Genomic DNA, 21287 nt, shown 5'->3' with positions numbered 1-21287 from the left:
ACCCTTGTTTACCATTATGTTACGGATGCGTCACAATGCGCCAGGCCGTGCTGTGCGCGCGCTCGCCGGGCTGGACATGATGCACCGCCGGGCGCACCATCCGCTCATGAAATCACCCCTCCTGGCGGCGTCGCTTTTGCTCGGCAGCATCCTGACGCCCCAACCCGTGGCCGCCCAGGCTTTCATGTTTGAAACCGGCGCGACCTTGCTGGAAAAATGCCGCAACAAGGCTCCCGAATATGCACTCGCCTGCACCGCCTACATCGTCGGCGCGGTGGACGGGATCAAGAAGGACGTGTTCATCGGCCGGGCGCAGCCCAATTGCTGGCCTGACAAGATGCTGGCCAACGATGTCCGGCGCGTCGTCGTCGGCTATCTGGAGCGCTATCCCGACCAGCGCAGGGCGCCCGCTTCCGTCCTGGTCAGCGTCGCACTGAACGGTCACTATCCCTGTCAGAAGTGACAGGCCTGATCGTTCACTGCGGTCCATCTTGCCCACCGCACCGTCGCCATATGGTATAAACTTGCGTTAGCCCCTTCATCGGCGTAGGGGCGGCCCCTATTTTTATATCTTTTGGGAGATTGGCCGTGGCGGCGAAGTGGACGCCGGAAAGCTGGCGGGAACATAAGGGCATTCAGATGCCCACCTATCGTGATGCCCAGGCGCTTGGCGCTGTGGAGGCACAGCTCAGCCAGTTTCCCCCGCTCGTCTTTGCCGGCGAAGCGCGCAGCCTGAAGGCCGAACTGGCGAAGGTCACGACCGGCGACGCATTCCTGCTGCAAGGCGGCGACTGCGCCGAAAGCTTTGCCGAATTCCACCCGAACAACATCCGCGACACGTTCCGCGTGCTGTTGCAGATGGCGGTCGTCCTGACCTTCGCGTCCAAGCTGCCGATCGTGAAGGTCGGTCGCATGGCGGGCCAGTTCGCCAAGCCGCGCTCGGCCGATACGGAAACGATCGGCGGCGTGGAGCTGCCCAGCTATCGCGGCGACAATGTCAACGACATCGCCTTCACGCCGGAATCGCGCGAACCTGATGCCCAGCGCATGATCCGCGCCTATAACCAGTCGGCGGCGACGCTCAATCTGCTGCGCGCCTTCTCGACCGGCGGCTATGCCAGCCTGGATCGGGTCCATGGCTGGATGCTCGATTTCATGGGCCGTAGCCCGCTCGCGGCAAAGTTCGACGCGGTCGCCGATCAGATCGGCGCGGCGCTCGACTTCATGCGCGCCTGCGGCCTGTCGCCCGAAACCGTGCCACAGCTTGGCGGAACCAGCTTCTACACCAGCCATGAAGCGCTGCTGCTCCCCTATGAGCAGGCGCTGACCCGGCAGGATTCGCTGACCGGCGACTGGTATGACACGTCGGCGCATATGCTGTGGATCGGCGACCGCACGCGGTTCGAAGGTTCGGCGCATGTCGAATATCTGCGCGGCATCGGCAACCCGATCGGCATGAAATGCGGCCCCAGCCTGGAGCCGGACGCACTCATTCGCCTGCTCGACATACTGAACCCCTCGCGCGAGGCGGGCCGTATCACGCTCATCACGCGCTACGGTCATGACAAGATCGAGGCGGGCCTGCCCAAGCTGGTCCGTGCGGTGCTGAAGGAAGGCCATCCGGTGGTCTGGTCCTGCGACCCGATGCACGGCAACGTCATCAAGGCGGCGAACGGCTACAAGACCCGCCCCTTCGACCGCATCCTGGCCGAAGTGCGCGGCTTCTTCGCCGTTCACCGGGCAGAGGGCAGCTTTGGCGGCGGCATCCATGCCGAAATGACCGGCCAGAATGTGACCGAATGCACCGGCGGTGCGATTGCGATCACCGACGAAGGTCTGGCCGATCGCTACCACACCCATTGCGACCCGCGCCTCAACGCCGCGCAGAGCCTGGAACTCGCCTTCCTGCTCGCGGAAATGTTGAATGACGAACTGAAGGAACGGCGCGCAGCGGCCTGACCAAGCACCTTCGTGCTCCTGCGCAAACAGGAGCACGGAGAGCGGTCGCGTGAGGACGGAAACAGGCGTCACCCTCGCCACCTCACCCCCCGTGTTCCTGCGAAGGCAGGAACCCAGTCCCGCCATCCATTCCCAAGCGCAAGACGTCCCCGCACTCAAAAACACCTGCGCAATCATGCCTCCAGAAGGCAGATCCCGCCCCACCGTCACACCCACGTAACATTGCCATGATTGTCCGCTTGCTTTGACGGGTCAAAGCCGTAGCTTTCCCCCATGGCAAAGGAACCGGTATTGGCGACCATCGCGGTCTACAGCCTGAAAGGCGGAGTGGGCAAAACCACCTTCGCGATCAATCTCGCCTGGGCATCGGCAACCATCTCGCGGCGGCGCACGCTGCTGTGGGACCTTGATCCGCAGGCGGCGTCCAGTTGGCTCATTTCCACCGACCGGCAAAGCCGTGACGCCGCGCAGGCGATCTTCAGCAAGGATGTAGAGGTCCGAAAGCTGATCCAGCCGTCCACCGTGCCAGGGCTGGACCTGATCGCGGCCGACACGTCACTGCGCAGCCTGGACCATCTTTTCCGCGAACTGGACAAGAAGAAACGGCTCGCCAAGCTGATCGAAAGCCTGGGTCGGGATTATGACCGCATCATCCTCGACTGCCCGCCCGGCCTCACCGAAACCAGCGAGCAGGTGCTGCGCGCCTCCGACATGGTCGTCATCCCGGTCATCCCCTCTCCGCTGTCCCAGCGCGCCATGGGCGAAGTCGCCCGCTACCTCGTCCAGCGTGGCGGATCGCACGCGCCGATCATGCCCGTCTATTCCATGGTCGACCGCCGCCGCGCCCTCCACCGCAAAGCCTTGGAGGATCAGCCCGCCTGGCCCGCCATCCCCATGGCCAGCATGGTCGAACAAATGACGGTAAAAAGAAAACCCCTCGGCGCCTTCGCAGCCTCATCACCCCCGGCACAAAGCTTCGCGAACCTGTGGACCACGATAGAGCGGCAATTGTCCAAAGCCTGACAGACCCCAAGCCGCCACAGACGCCCACATGCTCCTGCGCAGGCAGGAGCCCAGCTCATAGAGCGCGGCTAGGCTCCTGCCTGCGCAGGAGCACGACAACCCTTCACTCTGAAGCAGCCTCCAGACGGCAAAACTGACTGAATGCCGGAGCCCATCCACATCGTCACCCCAGCGAAGGCTGGGGTCTTAGGCAGTTACAGGATGAGATTTGAGAAATCCCGCCATTCAGGATTATTGTCCTCAATGAGCCGGATCTTCCATTCGCGCTTCCACGCCCCGAGCGCCTTTTCGCGAGCACAACCTAGTCATTTGCAGCGCGCCTACCAGCACCTGATCACCACCATTGCCGACGTTCGACAGGCGGACAGTTACTGCGCCATTATCCGGTGGAGGATGTGCCGGGTCTCGCGCGCTCATCAAGAATTAATTGCAAGAAAGCCAAATCGAGCCACTCACCGAACTTCATGCCGACTTGGCGAAGCAGGCCGGCGCTTTCGAAACCTAGCTTTTCATGCAGGCGAAGAGAGTCGATATTTCGTGCCTCAATGCCAGCGACCATGACGTGCTTACCGACAGTTCTGGCGCGGGCGATCAATTCCACCATGAGCATCTTCCCGATCCCATTCCCACGCTGATCAGCGCACACATAGACGGAGTGTTCAACGGTATGGCGATACCCATCCCACGCCCGCCAGTCGCCGAATGAAGCGTAGCCGACTACTACTCCGGCACCGTTCACCGCCGCTAGCACAGGATACCCCTGTTGCTCGCGATCAGCGAGCCAGGAACGCCGATTGGCAGTATCGATCTGAGTGTCGTTCCAAATCGCGGTCGTGTTGACGACGGCATCGTTGTAAATGGCGGCAATCGCACTGGCGTCAGCCGGAGTAGCATCACGAATGTCCATACATGCACCTTCTCCAAGGGACGGCCTTACTCTGCTATACTATCCAGCGCGCTTATTTGCACCACCAAGCGGAAGCTCGGCGAAAAAGCTGCCCGACGGCATAGGACCAACGCCGGTCGTTGGGCACGCCGTGCTCCTGCGCGAACATCAATGTCCGCTATCCACCCGCCCCTGACGGTAAGGTTGCGCCACAAGATAAGCGCATCAGGCCTGCCCGCTAGCAAGCCCGCAGCGCACCGAACCCCCCGGACCGCCCCCCCTCAAGCCGCGATGTCGTAAGGCCGGATTTCACCCGTCAGATACAGGTTGCGCGCCTTCGACCGGCTGAGCTTGCCCGAACTGGTCCGTGGCAAAGTGCGCGGCGGCACCAGTTCGACGACGCAGTTCATTCCCGTAATCGCCCGGACCCGCTCACGGATCTGGTCGCGCAACCGCGTGCGTTCGTCATTGTCGGACGTGCGGCAATGGACCAGCACGGCGGGCGCTTCCTCACCGCCCGGCGTGGTGATCGCAAAGGCGGCAATGTCGCCCTGCTTGAATCCGGGCAACTGCTCCACCGCCCATTCAATATCCTGCGGCCAGTGATTCTTGCCGTTGATGATGATCATGTCCTTGGCGCGGCCGACGATGTACAGATAGCCATCGCTCAGATAGCCCATGTCGCCCGTGTCCAGCCAGCCATCGACCAGGCAGGCGTCGGTCGCCTCCTGATCGCGGAAATAACCCAGCATCAGCGACGGGCCGGTGGTCCACACCTTGCCGATCTGCCGTTCGCCCAGCGGCGCGCCATCTTCGTCGCGGATCTCGACGACCATGTCGCGCGCAGGCTTGCCGCAATTGACGATGGAACGGAATCGATGCGGGCGCCCCTCGGTCGCGTCGCCGCCCGAAAGGTCGGTTTCCTCGACCAGTTCGACGATGATGCCCTCGCCCGGCGGCATGATGGTGACCGCCAGTGTCGCTTCGGCCAGGCCATAGCTTGGCAGGAACGCCTTGGGCGAAAATCCTGCGTCGGCGAAGGCGTCGACAAAGCTCTGCATCACATCGGGGCGGATCATGTCCGCGCCGTTGCCAGCCAGCCGCCAGCGCGACAGGTCGAAACGGTCCTGCGCCTTGGTCTGGCTGGACATGCGTCGCGCGCAAATGTCATAGCCGAACGTCGGCGAATAGCTGATCGACGTGCCTTCATTGCGGCTGATCAGGTCCAGCCACGCCAGCGGGCGGCGGGCGAAATCCTCGGTCTTCATATAATCGGTCGACACCTGATTGGCGACGACCGACAGGAAACAGCCGACCAGACCCATGTCGTGATACCATGGCAGCCAGCTGATGCAGCGGTCGCTGTCCTGCAACTCCATGCCGTGGCTGTGCGCGGCCAGGTTGCTCAGCAGCGCATGGTGCGTCACCGCCACGCCATGGGGGAAACGGGTCGATCCGCTGGAATATTGCAGATAGGCGACCTCATCGCCCTTCGCCTGCGGCAGATCGCATGACGCGACTTCGCGGGCGATGAAATCCTCGAACGCGATACTCTCGACATGCTTCTGCCGCCCGGACTCGCCCGCCATCTCTTCCAGTTCCTTGGGGAAGAGGAACAGCATCGGGTCGCAGCTGTCCAGCTGGACGTTCAGCTGGTCGATATAGCTTTCCTTGCCGCCAAAGCTGGTCGGCAACGGCAACGGCACCGGCCAGCCGCCTGCATAGACGATGCCGAAAAACAGCTGCGCGAAGTCAGCGCCCGTTTCCGCGACCAGCGCCACGCGGTCCTGCGGCTTCACACCATGGGCGATCAGCCGATGGGCGCAGGCGATCGCATCCTCGCGCAGTTCAGAAAAAGGATAAGGCCGCGCCAAATTGCCGCGCGCGTCGTGGAAATTCAAACCACGCGAACCGCGCGCAGCATAGTCCAGCGCCTCGGCCAGCGTCTCGAAATCGGAGAAGCGCCGTGGTAGGGCGTCATTCGTCGGCGTAGGTGCCATCATGCTTTGCGAACCCGTCATATTGGCGTCACCCAATGTCTTCATTTTGTCATCCGGGCGCGCGCTATCATCTTTGACATCGCAATGCACCGGATAGTTGCATTCCAGCATGGACTTCTACAGCATAAGGCGCGGTCAAATTCCGGCCCGACTGTGGCATAAAGATGGCGCTTGACGCATGATCGTCCGATGACTGGCAAACGCCCCCGCCCCGCGCTGGATGAAGACAGCCTGCGTGACATGGCGATCCGCTATGTCGGGCGCTTCGCCACCAGCCGGGCAAAGCTGCTCGCCTATATCAATCGCAAGCTGCAGGAACGCGGCTGGCAAGGGGCCGCCCCGCCCGATCCTGCCCGGCTGGTCGAACGAATGTGCGAACTGCGTTATGTCGATGACAGCAGCTATGCCACCATGAAAAGCGCGGCCCTGTCCCGCCGGGGTTACGGCGCGCGGCGTGTCGCCCAAACCCTGCGCGCCGACGGCATTGCCGAATCCGACCGCGAAGAAGCCGACGCCCAGACCCGTAACGACAGCTGGTCCGCCGCCGACCGTTTCGCCCGCCGCAAACGCATCGGCCCCTATGCCCAGGCGCAGCTTGACCCCCAACAGCGCGAAAAGGCGATTGCCGCTTTCATCCGTGCCGGCCACAGCTACGACACGGCCCGCCGCTGGACCGACGCTCCGCCCGGCGAACCTCCCGATCCTTCGGAGCCATGATCGCTCCCACTCACCAACAGAGTAGCCACTATATGCGGACCATCCCCTTCCTCTTCGTCGCCCTGCTCGCGGCCTGTTCTCCCACGGCGCCCAAGGCGGAAAAGGCCACTGCCCAGACGACGCAGCAGGCCACCCTCCTCCCGCTGACGATCAGCACGGCAAAGGGCACGCACCGCTTCACCGTCGAAGCCGCGCTCACCCAACAGCAGCAGGCGCAGGGCCTTATGTTCCGCAAGTCGCTCGACCCCGATGGCGGCATGCTCTTTCCCATGGACCCGCCGCGCACCGCCAGTTTCTGGATGAAGAACACGCTGATCCCCCTCGACATGCTGTTCATCCGCACCGACGGGACGATCGCCTTCATTGCCGCCAACACCACGCCTTATTCGCGCGATCCCGTATCCGCCGGGGTGCCCGTTGCCGCCGTTTTGGAACTGCGCGGCGGGCGGGCTGCGGAGCTTGGGATAGCGCAGGGCGACCGGGTCGCCTGGGGCCGCTGCGCCGATCCGGCAGGCAAAGCGCTCGCGGAACTCGATTTCTGCCCGCCAACCGCCCGCTGACTTCATATCCGCCTTGCCAATGCCCTGCCCGTGGCGCTAAGCGCATGGCCCATGGGAATCCTGGCCAAGATCTTCACCTGGTGGAATGGCGCGACCATCGGCACCGCTCTCTACACGTCCCGCAAGGGCACGAAAGTGGGGGAGGATCATCAGGGCAATATCTATTATGAAGGCGGCACGGACCCCAATGGCCTGACGCGCCGCTGGGTGATCTATAACGGCAATAACGACGCCAGCCGCGTGCCCGCCGAATGGCATGGCTGGCTGCACCACACGATCGACGGCACGCCCGAAAGCTGCCTGCCGCCCCCGCGCATCTGGGAAAGGGATTCCACGCCCAACGCGACCGGCACGCCCCATGCCTATCGCCCGTCCGGCGCCTTGGAAAAGGGTGGACAGCGGCAAAAGGCCACCGGCGATTATGAGGCATGGAGCCCCGACGCGTCATGATCCGCCGCCGGTCGGGGGCGTTCCTGCCGATCCTGCCCTGCATCGCATTGCTGGGCGGCACGCTGCTGCTCGCGGGCTGCGGTGACCAGGACATTCCCGCCGCCAATCAGACCGGCCCCGTGCGCATCGACCGCACCCCCATCCGCACCGACAAGGGGTCGGCCCTGCCCGGCACCCCCATGGGGGAGCGTGTCGCGGTGATCGGCCTGCTCAACAAACGCAACGGCCTGACCCGCGACCTGACGATGAAGCCGGGCGAAGCATTGCGGGTCGGCGACGCGATCGTGCGGCTACAGGCCTGCGAAACCAGCGCACCCTGGGAAAATCTGCAGGAAACCGGCGCATTCGTGCAACTGGACGTGCGCAGCAGCGCCGACGGCAAATGGCGGCGCGACTTTTCCGGCTGGCTGTTCCGCGAACGGCCCGACCGCAATGTCGTGCAACACCCTATCTATGACGTCTGGGTCAGAAGCTGCACGATGTCCTGGCCCGAAGCGGGTCCCGACACGGTAAAGCTGGGTGGCAAGGGGGAAACATCATCCACCCGCGCCCCCGCGCCCGACAGCGCCGCAAACGCGAGTTCCGCGCAGGACCCCGAACCGCCCGCCAGCACCGCCCGCCCCGAAGCCAGCGGCACGTCATCCACCGCAGCTTCCAATAACGCAAGATAATCGCGCTGGCTGATCTCGACCGCGCCCAGCGACCGCAGATGATCCGTCATGAACTGGCAGTCGAGCAGGGTGAAACCCGCAAAGCGCATCCGCGCCGTCAACCACGCCAGCGCCACCTTTGACGCATCCGTCCTGCGCGACACCATGCTTTCGCCGAAAAAGGCCCGGCCCAGCGCCACGCCATACAGCCCCCCGACCAGCTCCGCGCCGTCCCACACTTCGACACTGTGGGCAAAGCCGATCTCGTGCAGGTGGCGATAGGCGCTCTCAATCTCCCGATTGATCCAGGTCGACGGGCGATCCTCAGCCGCCTGCGCGCACAGCCTGACGACGCCCGCAAAATCACGATTGGCCGTAACCCGAAACCGGTCCTGCCGGATCGTCTTGGCCAGCGAATGAGAGATGTGAAAGCCATCCAGCGGCAGGATCGCCCGCCGTTTCGGCTCGATCCAGTAGACCTCCTGCGCTTCCCGGTCATCCGACATGGGAAACACACCGATGGCATAGGCCTGCAACAGCACCAGCGGATCAATCATCATCGACCCAGACTTATCCCGAGACGAAGCGCCACGCCAGACCCCCTTTAGGTCGAAGGCGCCGGAACAATGCTAAGGCTCCCCGATATGGACAGCGAGCCAGATCGTCGGATCCGCCGTGTAGGTCACCCAATGCGCCACGCCCGCCGGGATCAGAAGCGCCTCACCGGCTGCCAGTTTCCGTTCCCCCAACCCCTCCAGCCGCAACTCCGCCGCGCCCTGAAGCACCAGCACCCACTCGTCCCACCCCTGAACATAGGGCGCATGCGGCGGGGTCACATTCCCATGCGACACGATCCGCTCGATCCGCACGCCCGGCCGACGCAGAACGTCCTCAAACCGCTCATCCTGCCCCTCACCAGGCGAAAGCCGCATCAGATCGGCAATGGAAGCGTTGGCGCCATCAGGATGGAAGGGCAATGCCATCCTGCGACAATGGCAAAGGCGAAGCTGGAAGGAAAGCCATCGCCAACCGAGCAGGCGGGGATCCATCTCTCCAGCTAAGGGCCGGGCGCGAAGTCGGGAGATGGGTTCCCCCCCTGCGCGGGAAACGATCATGGGTGGAGAGCAGACATTGATGTTCGCGCTGGATGAAACGTGCCCCTGCGAAGGCAGGAGCCCAGTCCCGCCCGGAGTGGATCATTACAACATCTGAGCTGGGCTCCTGCCTTCGCAGGAGCACGGCGTGCCTAACGGCAGCAAAGGTCGTCTGCTGCCCCTCCGTTTCTGTCGTTGGCATCCCCCATCTCCTGTTCCCGGTAAGGGTGAGCCACCGAAGGTCGGCTAGGGCGGCCTGCAAAAGCGCCCTATCTAAGCATTTGATATAAGGGCAAAATCTTATGGCGAGTGAGGGGCGCCAGTTGCATATTCGCTGCCTCGACACAATCGACCCACACCGCTTCTTCGATTTCCGACCGTGTTTTGGGCACGTGGTTGACTCGCACGTGAAAGACTTCGGCCTCGACAATATAGCCGGGTTCATTGGCAGCTGGTGCCGAGAACCGACCAAGGTGACGAATGCCTTCTTCGGCTAGCGAAAGACCAATCTCTTCGTTTAGCTCGCGGCGCAGCGCACATAATGGGCTTTCGCCCTCTTCGATCTTTCCTCCAGCCTGCATAAACCACTGGGTTCCCGCTTTTCGAACAAGGAGCAATCGCCCAGCATCATCGTCAATTAGAGCAGCTGCGATTCGGATTGTGCGCATGGCCCCTTTCCCCCTGACGTCATGCTAGCGGCCAAGTCTCGCATTGCAATGTCCGCTAGTGGACCCCGGTGTTCTGAGGCTAAACGTCTACAACTGGTCGAGAGCGGACATTGATGTTCGCTTTGGGTGAAACGTGCTCCTGCGAAGGCAGGAGCCCAGTCCCGCCCGGAGTGGATCATTGAAACGTCTGAACTGGGCTCCTGCCTTCGCAGGAGCACGGCGTGCCTAACGGCAGCAAAGGTCGTCTGCTGCCGAGCAGCTTCCATTTGGCCTCACCTTGCCGACGCAAGAGCGGCGGAGTCTACGGCTCCAATTCTTTAAACGCGCCGATAGCGAACGCCGCGCCACCGACCCTGAATCATCGGCCACACCTCTCCCCCAAAACATCCCATTTCTCCAATATCCCCTCATTCCAGCCTGTCCTATTTCATTCCCCCCCCGTCCTGGAACCCTCTTTGAAACGGCCGGCACATCACTCCTCGCGCACGCGCACGAACTTCGGGCAAAAATGGCGGAAATCCACAGTTCACGAAAAAGGGCGGACCTCACAGCCCGCCCTCTTCCAACCTCATCCAAAAAGCGCGTCTTAGTAAACGCGCGCCTTGGGCTTGATATATTCCGCCTCGTCGGTGAGCGTATAATCATGCACCGGGCGGGAATTCAGGGTGACATTGCCGCCCTTTCCGCCCCAGCCGTCGAACCAGCTGATGGTGTGCTTCATCCAATTATCGTCATCGCGATTGGGGAAATCCTCATGCGCATGCGCGCCGCGGCTTTCCTTGCGGTTTTCCGCGCTGACCATGGTGCAGACCGCCTGGGACATCAAATTGTCCAGCTCCAGCGTCTCGATCAGGTCGGTGTTCCAGATCAGCGAGCGATCCGACACGCCGACATCCTGCATGCTCGCATTGACCTGCGCCATCTTGGTCACGCCCTCGGCCAGCAGCGCGCTGTCGCGGAACACGGCGGCATGCTTCTGCATGGTGTGCTGCATTTCCAGGCGGATCTTCGCCGTCGGCGATCCGCCCTTGGCATTGCGATAATGGTCGAGGCGCGACAGCGCCAGATCGGCCGCATCGCTCGGCAGCGGACGGTGCGAACCGTTGGGCTTGATCGTTTCCTTAAGGTGCAGGCCGGTAGCGCGACCGAACACGACAAGGTCGATCAGCGAATTGGAACCAAGGCGGTTCGCGCCATGGACGGAAACGCAAGCCGCTTCGCCGACCGCATAAAGGCCCGGCACCACGACTTCTGGATCGTCGCCGACCTTCGTCACCACCTGCCCATGATAGTTACAGGGGATGCCGCCCATATTATAATGGACGGTCGGCGTCACCGGCAGCGGCTGGCGGGTCAGGTCGACGCCCGCGAAAATCTTGCCGCTTTCGGTGATACCGGGCAGACGCTCGGCCAGCACCTTGGGATCGATATGGTCGAGGTGCAGGAAGATGTGATCCTTGTTCGGACCAACGCCGCGCCCTTCGCGCATTTCCATCGCCATTGAGCGGGACACGACGTCGCGCGACGCCAGGTCCTTCGCCGACGGGGCATAGCGTTCCATGAAGCGCTCGCCTTCGGAATTGGTCAGGTAACCACCCTCGCCGCGCGCGCCTTCGGTGATCAGCACGCCCGCGCCATAAATGCCGGTCGGGTGGAACTGAACGAACTCCAGATCCTGCAACGGCAGGCCCGCGCGCAGCACCATGCCGCCGCCGTCGCCGGTGCAGCTATGCGCCGACGTGGCGGAGAAATAGGCGCGGCCATAACCACCGGTCGCCAGCACGACCGCCTTGCTGCGGAAGCGATGGATTGAACCATCCTCCATGCAGATGGCGATGACGCCGCGGCATTCCTTGCCGTTCGGGCCATCTTCCATGATCAGGTCGATGGCGAAATATTCGATGTAGAAGTCCGCGTCATATTTCAGGCTCTGCTGATACAGAGCGTGCAGCATGGCATGGCCGGTACGGTCGGCGGCGGCGCAGGTGCGCTGCACCGGCGGCCCGGCGCCCATATTCTGCATGTGGCCGCCGAACGGACGCTGATAGATCGTCCCATTCTCGTTCCGGCTGAACGGCACGCCGGCATGTTCCAGCTCGATCACGGCGGCGGGTGCTTCGCGCACCATATATTCGATGGCGTCCTGGTCGCCCAGCCAGTCGGACCCCTTGACGGTGTCGTACATGTGCCAGGTCCAGTGGTCGGGCGAATTATTGCCCAGCGATGCGGCGATGCCGCCCTGCGCCGCGACCGTGTGCGACCGGGTCGGGAACAGCTTGGTGATGCACGCGGTCTTCAGGCCCGCTTCGGCGCTGCCCATGGTCGCGCGCAGGCCCGAACCGCCCGCACCCACGACGACCGTGTCATAGGTATGATCGATGATCTTGTAGGCTTCGGTCATCAGGAAGCAGCCCCCTCGAATGCGATCTTCGCGATGGCGAAAATACCGGCGGCCGCGCCGGCGATGGTGTAGAAATTGAGGATCAGGATGGCAAAGAAGTTCAGCCCCTTGTCGTGGACATAATCCTCCAGCATCACTTGCATGCCAAGGCGCAGGTGCCAGAAAACGCTGATCAGCATCAGCATCAGGGGCACCGCGACCAACGGATTGGCGATCCAGCTGCGGACGCTTTCATAATCCAGGCCCGGCAGGGTCGCCAGGCTGAAGATCAGCCACAGCACCAGCAACAGGTTGCTGACCGAGGTGTAGCGGTGCGTCAGCCAGTGGCCCGCACCATGGCGCGCCGACCCAAGCCCGCGAACACGGCCGATTCCGGTTCCGTTGCCCATCAGATTTTCCCCGCGAAGATGGTGGCCCACAGCGCGATGGTGGCCAGCGTGGACAGGACCGGGATCACCAGCGACCAGGTCTTGTTGGTATTGAGCTCATAGCCCGCGCCCATGTCGAGCACCCAGTGGCGGATCCCCGACATCATATGCTGGAAAAAGAACCAGCTGATGCCGATCATTACCAGATAGCCGATCGGCGACGTCGCGCATTCGATGAAATCCGCATAGGCTTCCGGCCCGGTCGCGGCGGCCATCAACCACCAGATGACGCCCATGACGCCCGCGGTTGCAAGACCGTTGCCTGTCACGCGGTGCAGGATGGAGATCGCCATGTGCGGCCCCCATTTCCAGATCGTCAAATGCGGCGAGAGCGGCCGGCTCCTGTTTCGCGCCATGATTACTCCGTCCCTGAAGCTTGTCCCTGAGTCCCGTCCCCTTAGGAGCGAACGGACAGGAGGGCAAGCCGCCCCGTCCAGGAGGGAAAAAGCGCAGGGCTAAGAACTGATTAACCAGATCGATTTAGAAGATCGGTGTAATCAAGAGACTGGGGATTGAAACGCACATGATTTCCGCTGCTACATCCAGGACGGACATGGCCGAGATGCTCCGGGCGGCCGACCCCCACGGCGAACTGGTAATGGGCCTCCGCGAAATTCGCGACCTGATCGGCGACGCCGCAACTGCCGCCGCTCGAATATTCTATGAATCATACATGGATCACACAGGACTGCGAACAAAGCTGAACGCGTCCACCCTGGCGAAAATCGAAACCGAAGCACATGAATATCTTCGGCAAAAACTCAGTCATTTCGATGTCGGCGACTGGGCACTTTCATCGACCGCCTGCGTCCGGCACGCCCGCAAACATGGCGCCGCATTCCGCGCGGTTCTTCAACCCGTTGCGGCGTCCAATGAAAAGCTGACCGATCTGATCTGGGACCGTGCGCCAGATGATGCCACCCGGCACCGGCTCACGAAGATCATGCTTCAGGTGAGCATGATTGACGCCAGCCTCATGGCGCACGTCGTTTCGCTGGACGAAGCGGAAGAACAGCGCAACGAGCGCCAGCGTTTCGGCATGTTGTTCGAACAGCGGATCATGGGCGAAATCGACGGCGCGTCTCAACTGGGCGAATCGCTGCGCGAACAGGCCAAGGATGCGTCCGCCGCCACGCGTGGCATGTTGGGCAAGGCGTCCGAAGTCGCCGCAGCCGCTGAACAGTCCGCCCTCGCCATGCGCGAAGCCGCGCGCACATCCGCCGGCCTCATCCGCGCAATCGAAGACGCGCGCAGCGAAGTCGAAGGCGCCGCCGGAGTCGCTCAGCGTGCCGCACGCCAATCAGGCGATGCCGTCACCATGTCCGCAACGCTGTCGGAACATGCCAAATCGATTGAATCGATCCTGGGGTTGATCCGCGACATCGCCGGACAGACCAATCTGCTCGCCCTCAACGCGACGATCGAGGCCGCGCGAGCAGGCGATGCCGGACGCGGATTTGCGGTGGTTGCGCAGGAGGTGAAGAGCCTTGCCAACCAGACGGCGCGCGCCACTGACGAAATCGCCGGAAAAATCGCCGACATACAGGCTTCCACGCGCCAGTCGGTTGAAACCAATGAACGTATCAGGGATACGGTGGGAGAAGTGCAGGCATGCGCCGAGCGCATCCGTCACGCGATGGACGCCCAGGCTCAAACCGTTACCATGATCACAGCCGCAGTCGATGAAACTGCCCTGGCAGCCGATTCGATGTCGACGACCATCTCCGCGATCCGGCAGGATACGGAGGTTGTTGCTTCGGAAATCGATCAGTTGGAACGCGGCTTCATGAGCGTGGAAGGTAAGCTGGCCAGTTTGCGCCACGAATCATCGGAGTTCGGGCGTCAGGTCGCCTGACGCTTTTCCTGTAGACGCCACTGGGCTAAAGGCGGCGGCATGAACGATGTCGCCACCTGCCCCGCGCAAAGCTGGAAAGTCACCCTGCCCTGCACCCGTGCGGAGGCTGAGGCGCTGGATGGCGACATCGCCGCCTTCGTCGCCATGGACCAGCCACCGGTGCTGATGACCAGCGAAGCCGGGTCGGATGACGATGCCTGGCGGCTGGACGCCTATTTCGAAGGTGAACCCGAATCGGCGGTGGTTCAACTGCTGCACGGCCTGGTGCCAAGCGCCGCGGGAACAGCGCCACAGATTGAAAAGTTACCGGATGAAGATTGGGTGACGCTCAGCCAACAGGGGCTTGAGCCAGTCACTGCGGGACGCTTCCATGTCCGTAACCGGACAACGGACCCCGAAGAGGTGGGACATGTCAATTTCCTGATTGAGGCGGGGCGCGCCTTTGGCACCGGGCAGCATGAAACGACGGCAGGCTGCCTGATCATGCTGGACCGGATGCGGCGGATAGGCATGCGGTTCGGGAACGTTGCGGACATCGGCACCGGAACGGGGTTGCTCGCCTTTGCCGCCCTCCATCTATGGCCCCGCGCCTACGCGACCGCATCCGACATCGACTCTGTAGCCGTAAGCATCAGCGGCGAAAATGCGATTACCAACCGCGTGCCTGTCGGCCCCGGTATCGGCCAGGTCGCGCTCTATACAGCAGCAGGCGTGGATCATCCGGCCATCGAGCAGCGCGCGCCCTATGATCTGTTGATCGCCAACATCCTTGCCGGGCCGCTGATCGAACTCGCCCCTTCGCTTTGTGCGCTGATAGAGGATGGCGGCACGCTGGTGCTGGCGGGACTGCTGCGCGGACAGGCCGACGATGTACTGGCGGCCTATCGCGCGCAGGGCATGCGCCTTGCGGAACGCACAGACCGAGGCGATTGGCCAACGCTGCGCCTACGCAAACGTCCTCGCATCGGCTGGAAGCGCCCGCGACGTATCGATCGCAGCGCCCGCGGCGAAGCCCCTGGCTTTGGCACGCTATAAGGAGCGCCCCATGACAATCACGCGCCGTATCATATTGGATGAAGGTCCCGGCGGCATGTTCGAACACATGGGCGTGAGCGACAAGACGACCCCAGCATCGACGCCTGGAATCCTTCTGTTCCCCAATGCATTGGGGACTAAGGAAGCGGACTTCGCCTATGCCGAAAGCATCGCTGCCCTTGGCTATCCCGTGCTGGTTGCGGACCTTTATGGTCAAGGAAAGCGCCTGACTCGGGCTGATCCCGACCCCGCTCTCTATATGGCTGAACTGAATAGCGACCGGGCGTCGCTGCGTGACCGGGTGAATCGCGCCCATGGTCTTCTTAAGAAGATGGCCAAAGTCGATGAGCAACGCACCGCCGCAGTCGGATTCTGTTTCGGCGGCAAATGCGTGCTGGACCTCGCGCGCAGCGGCGCTGACATCGCTGGCGGCGTCAGCTTCCACGGTATTTACGATCCTCCGCCCTTGCCGAACGCTTCGATCACGGCAAAGCTGCTAGTCTGCCACGGCTGGGACGATCCGCTGGCGCCGCCCGCAGCCACCATGGCATTGGCCCAAGAACTGACCGAAGCGGGTTGCGACTGGCAGATCCACGCATATGGCCACACTGGTCACGCCTTCACCGACCAGGCGGCCAACATGCCCGATCGCGGCCTAGCCTACAGCCCATCCGCCGACCGCCGCAGCTTCCGCGCGATGCGGGACTTCTTCGCCGACCTGTTCGCCTGACCGAAACCCTCGTCCCGCGATCTTAAATTTCGCCGATGATCTCGGCCAACACCGCCAGGCAATCCTTGGCGAGCTGCATTGATCGGGCGGGAGACCAACCAAAATCTGGATCTGGCAGATCGTCATTGTCCTTGAAGGGCATCTCCAGCGTCATCGCCACAGCGCCGAACCTCTCGGCAACCTGATTGGTGGACATGGTGAGATTAGCCTTGCCCTCCGGCGCGGCAGGATAACCTTTACGCGTCTGAAAGTCCGGCGTCCGCAGTGCCAACGTGTCGCGGTAACGGTGAAACAGCGAAAGCTGCCGATGGGTGATCGAGGGGATGCCTTCGAATCCCGCCAGAAACACAGCCGCGATGGCTTCATCCCCATGCACGTCCATTGCAAAATCGACGCCGCTCTCATCCATCGCTTGGCGGACGAGGAAGACCTCCGGGCTCCTTTCCATCGAAGGCTGATGCCATTCGCGGTTAAGGTTCACCCCCGCAGCGTTCGTGCGCAGGTGTCCCCGTCGGCTGCCGTCAGGGTTCATGTTGGGGACAATGTGAAAGGTGGCCTGCCGACGGAGCAGACGGGCTACCGCGTCCTCTGGATCGCAAAGCCGGTCCAGCGCGCCTTCCATCCACCATTCCGCCATAGTCTCACCAGGGTGCTGACGGGCATAGAGCCACACCTGCTTTGGCCCCTCACCCAACGTCAACAGGTCGATCGGCTGTTGGTCCAGGCTATGTCCCAATGTGCGATGGACAACGCCGGGCTGGACCGCTGCCCACGCGATCAAGTCATGATGTCGCTCCATCGAATAAGGTGCGAAATAGGCGACCCAAACGCTATCCACCTCAGTCGAAAGCCGCACGGTCAGAATATCTGCGGCATAGCTGGTCTCAGCCAGACGCCAGCTTTCGCGGTCTTCGCTGATGCGGGCGCGATATCCGGGCCAGCCATCGGGATAGGCGGATTCCCTACAATTGGTGATCGCCAGTTTTACATCCCGTCCCGCCACACCAGACACGCGGAAGTAAAACCATTGGTAAAAATCGCTGTGCAGATCCTTGACGATCTCCAGCTCTGCCCTGACCTCCTGGCCCGTATCGGAAATTGAGATGACTCGGATATTGCCGCTGTCAAAGCCGCTGGTGATGGAAATGGTCATCTGACGGTTATAGTGCGCCCCGATTCACCAGGATAGCCCCCGACCAACGCCGCGGCGAGCTTTTGCGCGGCGATGCCTGGCTGAGCGGCGGGTGTCCCTTCCCTTGCCACTGTTACGGCCCTGCCCTCCCAGATCGTGGTCGAATCCGAACGCCGACGAATTTGCACCTGCAATTCGGTGGCTACCTGATCCTTGGGCTTCCCCGACAGGTTGATGCCGATGCCCAGGCCCAACCCTGAATAGCCGCCACTGCCCACCGCGCCGCCGACACCAACACTTACTGGCCGCCCGCTCTGATCATATCCGGTCGGTCGAAAACTGCGACGGAACGCGACCAGCGCCACATAATCACTCTCGCTCCCGGTTGCCGCGCTGGTGAACCCAGCCCGCTGCAATTCCTGTTCGACCGCAGCGGCATAGGTGCGAAACTCCAGACCTACGTCAGGGTTGCCGGGCAATTCCTCCACCGAAATCGTACCGCTGCGTGCCGGATCGCCGACATGGAAACGGGTGACTTCGACCGGGGGCACTGCCGTTGCGCAACCGACCAGCGACAATGCCGACATAGTTGACAGGATGATCCGCTTCACCATGAATGATCTCCAACCGGGATGTCCGCCCATAAAGGATGCCAGACTGTATTTCCGTTGAACGCTTCAAGCCACGGCTTTGCTGCATACGGGATGAACGGGGCAAAAGAAGGGGGGCTCGCCCTTGACTTTACACCTCCTCAGCCATAGGGGCTGCGCTTCAATTTTCCGATCAAGCAAGAATCATCAAAGGCTGGCTTCCATGAAGATCCGCAACTCGCTCAAGTCGCTCAAGGGCCGTCACCGGGACAACCGCGTGATCCGCCGTCGCGGCCGCACCTACGTCATCAACAAGACGAACCGCCGTTTCAAGGCACGCCAGGGCTGATCCATGGCGGACATCACCGCCGTCATCTTTGACGTCGGCAATGTCCCTGTACCACTGGAACCCAAGGGTGCTGTACGAGCGCCTGATCCCCGACGATCAGGCGCTCGACGCGTTTCTGCAAGATGTCGTCAGCCCCGAATGGCATTTCCAGCATGATGCCGGGCGCCCATTTGCGCAAACAAGCGCCGAATTGATTGCCCGCCACCCTGATCGCGCCGATCTGATTCGCCTCTGGGGCGACAAGTTCATCGACAGCGTGGGACCGGCAATATCTGGCATGCCAGAAATTCTACGCGAATTGGACGAGAGCGGCGTCCCCCTGTTCGCCATTACCAATTTCAGCGCCGAGTTCTGGGAACCCTTTCATGCGCGAGAGCAAGCGCTCTTTGCGCCCTTCCGCAATATCGTCGTGTCCGGCGCGGAAAAGATGGTGAAGCCCGACCGCGCGATCTATCAACTGGCCCTCGCCCGCTTCGGCGTCCCCGCTGATCAGACGCTATTTGTGGATGACCGGCCCGAAAATATTGCAGCCGCGCAATCGGAAGGAATGCGCGGCCACTTGTTTCGCGATGCTGTTTCGCTGCGTAGAGAACTCGCCGCGCTCAACCTGATTTAAGCTCAGTCCCGCCCACGAAGTTCGTCGCCGCGCAATGCAGTGACGTGCAGCACATTGGTGGACCCCGGCGTTCCGAAGGGCACACCAGCCAGAACAACGATCTTCCCGCCCTTTTCCGCCATATCGTGGCGCAATGCCATGCGGCGGGCCTTACCGACCATTTCCTCAAAAGTCGCGACATCCTTGGTCCGTACAGCATGTACGCCCCATGTCAGGCCCAGCTTGCGCGCCGTATCCTGGCGTGGCGTCAGCGCCAGGATGGGCGCCAACGGCCGCTCACGCGCGACCCGACGAACCGTGCTGCCCGACAATGTGAAGCAAGTGATGGCGCTCGCGCCTACGACGGACACGATCCCCGCCGCACCTTCGGCCAATGCGTCGGCGGTGGTCGGGTCCGGCTTGGTTTCAGTGAAATGCAGCCGAGCGAAGTAACCGGGGTCGCGCTCCACGCTGTGGGCAATGCTGTCCATCATGGCCACCGATTCTTCCGGCCAGTCGCCCGCCGCAGTTTCGGCAGACAACATGATCGCATCCGCACCATCGTAGACGGCGGTTGCGACGTCTGACACTTCGGCCCTGGTCGGCGTCGGTGACTTGATCATCGATTCCAGCATTTGCGTCGCGACCACGACGGGCCGCCCCATACGCCGCGCAGTTGCAACGATCTGCTTTTGTAAAGGAGGCACTGCCTGTGGCGGCAATTCAACGCCCAGGTCACCGCGTGCAACCATCACACCATCCGCCAGCTCCAATATTTCCTCCAGCCGCTGTACGGCGGAAGGCTTCTCGATCTTTGCCATCAACGCGCCATGCCCGCCCATCAATTTGCGCGCTTCGGCCAAATCCTCCGGCCGCTGGACGAAACTGAGCGCGATCCAGTCGCATCCCTGCTCGACCGCAAAGCTCAGATCGCGGCGATCCTTTTCCGTGAGCGCGGGAACCGGCACGACGACGTCAGGCACATTCACGCCTTTCCGGTTCGACAGCGCGCCGCCGACTTCCACGATCGTCTCAATGCGGTCCGCGGCCACTTTCTTGACGCGCAGGACCAGCTTGCCATCGTCCAGCAGCAGCCGGGTTTCCGGCAGCAGTGCCTCGTATATCTCCGGGTGAGGCAGGTTCACGCGTTTCGCGTCCCCCGGTGCCGGGTCCCGATCCAGCACGAACGCCGCGCCCGTTTCCAACACGGCAAGACCGCGTTCAAATGTGCCGACGCGCAGCTTGGGCCCCTGAAGGTCGCCCAATATGGTGGTCGGACGGCCAAATTCCTTTTCCAAAGTCCGAATGATTGCGATCCGCGCAGCATGATCCTCGTGCGAACCATGGCTCATGTTGATGCGGAAGGCGTCGGCCCCTGCGACGAAAAGCGCCCGGATCATTTCCGGGCTGTCGCTCGCCGGACCAAGGGTCGCCAATATGCGCACCTTGCGCGAACGGGGCGGTAATCGAATCATTCAAAAAAGCTCCTGACCGTCATGAACGCCTCCATTGCCAAGGCGCCGTTTTCGATTATCCGTGCTGCACGACAGGATGATGTAGACCAGCGAAGGGATCGCCATGGCTGACAATATGCTCAACGATGCGGTTGCTGCAACCGCCTTCCGCCGCCTGATAGCCCATTTGCAGCACCGCACCGACGTCCAGAACATCGATCTGATGGGAACAGCGGGCTTTTGCCGCAACTGCCTGGCCGACTGGATCGCGGAAGCGGACGGCGCGATGAGCAGGGATGAAGCGCGTGCGATCATTCACGGCATGCCTTTTTCCGAATGGAAACAACGCTATCAGGGCGAAGCCACGCCCGAACAGATCGCAAGGATGCAGGAGAGTGTGGCGAAAAACGCCGACACGCATTAGACGCGACCACCAACCGATTCACATTTTACCCGGAGATAGAGATAATGAGCGAGGGCAACGTCGCCGCCGACCAGCTACGGCTCTTGATCGAGAAGATCGAGCGGCTCGAAGAGGAGAAGAAGGGTGTCGGAGACGACATCAAGGACGTCTATCTGGAAGCTAAAGCTACGGGTTACGATCCCAAAATTATGCGTCAAATCGTCCGCTTACGAAAAATGCCACAGCACGACCGGCAGGAAATGGAAGCGATCCTACAGACATATCTTTCTGCACTGGGGATGGAATAA

23 protein-coding genes and 3 pseudogenes are annotated in these 21287 nt (G+C 62.1%); 14 read left to right on the top strand and 12 right to left on the bottom strand.

Translation table 11 applies throughout. The features are described 5' to 3' along the window. Positions 1 to 4: 4 nt before the first annotated feature. From ACI3KQ_RS08080 to ACI3KQ_RS08070, 3 genes are all read left to right on the top strand, one after another. Entirely contained in the window at positions 5 to 463 is a 459-nt protein-coding gene (locus tag ACI3KQ_RS08080) for a Rap1a/Tai family immunity protein (protein ID WP_404956451.1), read from the top strand. Positions 464 to 588: 125 nt separating this feature from the next. Continuing rightward, positions 589 to 1959, top strand: coding sequence for a class II 3-deoxy-7-phosphoheptulonate synthase (locus ACI3KQ_RS08075; RefSeq protein WP_404956449.1), 1371 nt, complete (start codon positions 589 to 591; stop codon positions 1957 to 1959). Positions 1960 to 2232: 273 nt separating this feature from the next. After that, positions 2233 to 2982: a ParA family protein gene (locus tag ACI3KQ_RS08070; RefSeq protein WP_404956447.1), complete on the top strand. Its 750-nt coding sequence runs from the start codon at positions 2233 to 2235 to the stop codon at positions 2980 to 2982. A 194-nt stretch (positions 2983 to 3176) separates the two neighbouring features. On the opposite strand, the pseudogene ACI3KQ_RS08065 reads toward ACI3KQ_RS08070, so the two are convergent. The 3 genes and pseudogenes from ACI3KQ_RS08065 to ACI3KQ_RS08055 all read right to left on the bottom strand — a co-directional run. Then, a pseudogene (locus ACI3KQ_RS08065) lies at positions 3177 to 3278 on the bottom strand (GIY-YIG nuclease family protein); the annotation flags it as partial. A gap of 83 nt (positions 3279 to 3361) precedes the next feature. After that, entirely contained in the window at positions 3362 to 3889 is a 528-nt protein-coding gene (locus ACI3KQ_RS08060; RefSeq protein WP_404956445.1) for a GNAT family N-acetyltransferase, read from the bottom strand. A 260-nt stretch (positions 3890 to 4149) separates the two neighbouring features. After that, positions 4150 to 5913, bottom strand: a complete 1764-nt coding sequence (locus ACI3KQ_RS08055; RefSeq protein ID WP_404956443.1) for a fatty acyl-AMP ligase — start codon at positions 5911 to 5913, stop codon at positions 4150 to 4152. Positions 5914 to 6057: 144 nt separating this feature from the next. Between ACI3KQ_RS08055 and ACI3KQ_RS08050 the strand changes: the two genes are divergently transcribed. The 4 genes and pseudogenes from ACI3KQ_RS08050 to ACI3KQ_RS08035 form a co-directional block, all read left to right on the top strand. Next, positions 6058 to 6585, top strand: a complete 528-nt coding sequence (locus ACI3KQ_RS08050) for a regulatory protein RecX (RefSeq protein ID WP_404956547.1) — start codon at positions 6058 to 6060, stop codon at positions 6583 to 6585. A 32-nt stretch (positions 6586 to 6617) separates the two neighbouring features. Further along, positions 6618 to 7145 (top strand): DUF192 domain-containing protein, encoded by a 528-nt coding sequence (locus ACI3KQ_RS08045; protein WP_404956545.1) that lies wholly within the window; start codon positions 6618 to 6620, stop codon positions 7143 to 7145. Between the two features lie 51 nt (positions 7146 to 7196). Beyond that, complete coding sequence (locus tag ACI3KQ_RS08040) at positions 7197 to 7595, top strand: NADH:ubiquinone oxidoreductase subunit NDUFA12 (protein WP_404956442.1); 399 nt, start codon at positions 7197 to 7199, stop codon at positions 7593 to 7595. Further along, a pseudogene (locus ACI3KQ_RS08035) lies at positions 7574 to 8011 on the top strand (DUF2155 domain-containing protein); the annotation flags it as partial. The gene ACI3KQ_RS08040 and the pseudogene ACI3KQ_RS08035, both read left to right, overlap by 22 nt. A gap of 35 nt (positions 8012 to 8046) precedes the next feature. On the opposite strand, the gene aat reads toward ACI3KQ_RS08035, so the two are convergent. From aat to sdhC, 6 genes are all read right to left on the bottom strand, one after another. Continuing rightward, positions 8047 to 8805: a leucyl/phenylalanyl-tRNA--protein transferase gene (gene aat, locus ACI3KQ_RS08030; RefSeq protein WP_404956440.1), complete on the bottom strand. Its 759-nt coding sequence runs from the start codon at positions 8803 to 8805 to the stop codon at positions 8047 to 8049. 69 nt (positions 8806 to 8874) lie between these two features. After that, entirely contained in the window at positions 8875 to 9222 is a 348-nt protein-coding gene (locus ACI3KQ_RS08025; RefSeq protein WP_404956438.1) for a cupin domain-containing protein, read from the bottom strand. 386 nt (positions 9223 to 9608) lie between these two features. Then, positions 9609 to 10007 (bottom strand): NUDIX domain-containing protein, encoded by a 399-nt coding sequence (locus ACI3KQ_RS08020; protein WP_404956437.1) that lies wholly within the window; start codon positions 10005 to 10007, stop codon positions 9609 to 9611. 586 nt (positions 10008 to 10593) lie between these two features. Continuing rightward, positions 10594 to 12408 (bottom strand): succinate dehydrogenase flavoprotein subunit, encoded by a 1815-nt coding sequence (gene sdhA, locus ACI3KQ_RS08015; RefSeq protein ID WP_404956436.1) that lies wholly within the window; start codon positions 12406 to 12408, stop codon positions 10594 to 10596. Continuing rightward, entirely contained in the window at positions 12408 to 12797 is a 390-nt protein-coding gene (sdhD, locus tag ACI3KQ_RS08010; protein ID WP_404956434.1) for a succinate dehydrogenase, hydrophobic membrane anchor protein, read from the bottom strand. Before sdhD ends, sdhA begins: the two co-directional genes overlap by 1 nt. Beyond that, positions 12797 to 13192 (bottom strand): succinate dehydrogenase, cytochrome b556 subunit, encoded by a 396-nt coding sequence (gene sdhC / locus ACI3KQ_RS08005; RefSeq protein WP_404956433.1) that lies wholly within the window; start codon positions 13190 to 13192, stop codon positions 12797 to 12799. The genes sdhD and sdhC overlap by 1 nt, the downstream gene beginning before the upstream one ends. A 206-nt stretch (positions 13193 to 13398) precedes the next feature. Between sdhC and ACI3KQ_RS08000 the strand changes: the two genes are divergently transcribed. Genes ACI3KQ_RS08000 through ACI3KQ_RS07990 form a run of 3 tightly spaced genes read left to right on the top strand, consistent with a single transcriptional unit; the run spans position 13399 to position 16456 of the window. Then, positions 13399 to 14691, top strand: coding sequence for a methyl-accepting chemotaxis protein (locus tag ACI3KQ_RS08000; protein WP_404956543.1), 1293 nt, complete (start codon positions 13399 to 13401; stop codon positions 14689 to 14691). A gap of 39 nt (positions 14692 to 14730) precedes the next feature. Beyond that, positions 14731 to 15726 (top strand): 50S ribosomal protein L11 methyltransferase, encoded by a 996-nt coding sequence (locus tag ACI3KQ_RS07995; protein ID WP_404956432.1) that lies wholly within the window; start codon positions 14731 to 14733, stop codon positions 15724 to 15726. A 10-nt stretch (positions 15727 to 15736) separates the two neighbouring features. Next, a complete protein-coding gene (locus tag ACI3KQ_RS07990) occupies positions 15737 to 16456 on the top strand; it encodes a dienelactone hydrolase family protein (protein WP_404956429.1) in 720 nt (239 codons plus the stop codon). Between the two features lie 22 nt (positions 16457 to 16478). Here ACI3KQ_RS07990 and ACI3KQ_RS07985 read toward each other — a convergent pair whose 3' ends face one another. Both ACI3KQ_RS07985 and ACI3KQ_RS07980 read right to left on the bottom strand, forming a co-directional pair. Next, complete coding sequence (locus ACI3KQ_RS07985) at positions 16479 to 17609, bottom strand: M14-type cytosolic carboxypeptidase (protein WP_404956427.1); 1131 nt, start codon at positions 17607 to 17609, stop codon at positions 16479 to 16481. Beyond that, on the bottom strand, positions 17606 to 18202 hold the full coding sequence (locus tag ACI3KQ_RS07980) for a hypothetical protein (protein ID WP_404956426.1): 597 nt from the start codon (positions 18200 to 18202) through the stop codon (positions 17606 to 17608). The genes ACI3KQ_RS07985 and ACI3KQ_RS07980 overlap by 4 nt, the downstream gene beginning before the upstream one ends. A 199-nt stretch (positions 18203 to 18401) precedes the next feature. Between ACI3KQ_RS07980 and ykgO the strand changes: the two genes are divergently transcribed. After that, positions 18402 to 18527, top strand: a complete 126-nt coding sequence (ykgO, locus tag ACI3KQ_RS07975; protein ID WP_004210176.1) for a type B 50S ribosomal protein L36 — start codon at positions 18402 to 18404, stop codon at positions 18525 to 18527. A gap of 3 nt (positions 18528 to 18530) precedes the next feature. Continuing rightward, positions 18531 to 19143, top strand: a pseudogene (locus ACI3KQ_RS07970) (HAD family hydrolase). Positions 19144 to 19145: 2 nt separating this feature from the next. Here ACI3KQ_RS07970 and pyk read toward each other — a convergent pair. Continuing rightward, positions 19146 to 20597: a pyruvate kinase gene (pyk, locus tag ACI3KQ_RS07965; protein ID WP_404956422.1), complete on the bottom strand. Its 1452-nt coding sequence runs from the start codon at positions 20595 to 20597 to the stop codon at positions 19146 to 19148. A 103-nt stretch (positions 20598 to 20700) separates the two neighbouring features. Between pyk and ACI3KQ_RS07960 the strand changes: the two genes are divergently transcribed. Beyond that, positions 20701 to 21000 carry a DUF1244 domain-containing protein gene (locus tag ACI3KQ_RS07960; RefSeq protein ID WP_404956420.1) on the top strand — a complete coding sequence of 100 codons (300 nt, stop codon included), beginning with the start codon at positions 20701 to 20703 and terminating at the stop codon, positions 20998 to 21000. A gap of 44 nt (positions 21001 to 21044) precedes the next feature. Next, positions 21045 to 21287 carry a DUF2312 domain-containing protein gene (locus ACI3KQ_RS07955; protein ID WP_167303872.1) on the top strand — a complete coding sequence of 81 codons (243 nt, stop codon included), beginning with the start codon at positions 21045 to 21047 and terminating at the stop codon, positions 21285 to 21287.

Origin of the sequence: Sphingobium sp. ZW T5_29 (assembly GCF_044987515.1) — a bacterium.
GTDB lineage: Bacteria > Pseudomonadota > Alphaproteobacteria > Sphingomonadales > Sphingomonadaceae > Sphingobium.
The sequence above is the reverse complement of the archived record's forward strand: the minus strand, read 5'-3'. Positions and strand labels throughout refer to the sequence as shown.

Excerpts from the sequence above, each read along its gene's own strand:
- ACI3KQ_RS08020 (WP_404956437.1), bottom strand. The coding sequence starts at position 10,007 with ATGCGCACAATCCGAATCGCAGCTGCTCTAATTGACGATGATGCTGGG.
- ACI3KQ_RS08050 (WP_404956547.1), top strand. The coding sequence starts at position 6,058 with ATGACTGGCAAACGCCCCCGCCCCGCGCTGGATGAAGACAGCCTGCGT.
- ykgO (WP_004210176.1), top strand. The coding sequence starts at position 18,402 with ATGAAGATCCGCAACTCGCTCAAGTCGCTCAAGGGCCGTCACCGGGAC.
- ACI3KQ_RS07985 (WP_404956427.1), bottom strand. The coding sequence starts at position 17,609 with ATGACCATTTCCATCACCAGCGGCTTTGACAGCGGCAATATCCGAGTC.
- ACI3KQ_RS07990 (WP_404956429.1), top strand. The coding sequence starts at position 15,737 with ATGACAATCACGCGCCGTATCATATTGGATGAAGGTCCCGGCGGCATG.
- ACI3KQ_RS07995 (WP_404956432.1), top strand. The coding sequence starts at position 14,731 with ATGAACGATGTCGCCACCTGCCCCGCGCAAAGCTGGAAAGTCACCCTG.
- ACI3KQ_RS08045 (WP_404956545.1), top strand. The coding sequence starts at position 6,618 with ATGCGGACCATCCCCTTCCTCTTCGTCGCCCTGCTCGCGGCCTGTTCT.
- sdhC (WP_404956433.1), bottom strand. The coding sequence starts at position 13,192 with ATGGCGCGAAACAGGAGCCGGCCGCTCTCGCCGCATTTGACGATCTGG.
- ACI3KQ_RS07955 (WP_167303872.1), top strand. The coding sequence starts at position 21,045 with ATGAGCGAGGGCAACGTCGCCGCCGACCAGCTACGGCTCTTGATCGAG.
- ACI3KQ_RS08060 (WP_404956445.1), bottom strand. The coding sequence starts at position 3,889 with ATGGACATTCGTGATGCTACTCCGGCTGACGCCAGTGCGATTGCCGCC.
- ACI3KQ_RS08055 (WP_404956443.1), bottom strand. The coding sequence starts at position 5,913 with ATGAAGACATTGGGTGACGCCAATATGACGGGTTCGCAAAGCATGATG.
- sdhD (WP_404956434.1), bottom strand. The coding sequence starts at position 12,797 with ATGGGCAACGGAACCGGAATCGGCCGTGTTCGCGGGCTTGGGTCGGCG.
- ACI3KQ_RS08070 (WP_404956447.1), top strand. The coding sequence starts at position 2,233 with ATGGCAAAGGAACCGGTATTGGCGACCATCGCGGTCTACAGCCTGAAA.
- sdhA (WP_404956436.1), bottom strand. The coding sequence starts at position 12,408 with ATGACCGAAGCCTACAAGATCATCGATCATACCTATGACACGGTCGTC.
- ACI3KQ_RS08000 (WP_404956543.1), top strand. The coding sequence starts at position 13,399 with ATGCTCCGGGCGGCCGACCCCCACGGCGAACTGGTAATGGGCCTCCGC.
- aat (WP_404956440.1), bottom strand. The coding sequence starts at position 8,805 with ATGATGATTGATCCGCTGGTGCTGTTGCAGGCCTATGCCATCGGTGTG.
- ACI3KQ_RS08040 (WP_404956442.1), top strand. The coding sequence starts at position 7,197 with ATGGGAATCCTGGCCAAGATCTTCACCTGGTGGAATGGCGCGACCATC.
- pyk (WP_404956422.1), bottom strand. The coding sequence starts at position 20,597 with ATGATTCGATTACCGCCCCGTTCGCGCAAGGTGCGCATATTGGCGACC.
- ACI3KQ_RS07980 (WP_404956426.1), bottom strand. The coding sequence starts at position 18,202 with ATGGTGAAGCGGATCATCCTGTCAACTATGTCGGCATTGTCGCTGGTC.
- ACI3KQ_RS07960 (WP_404956420.1), top strand. The coding sequence starts at position 20,701 with ATGGCTGACAATATGCTCAACGATGCGGTTGCTGCAACCGCCTTCCGC.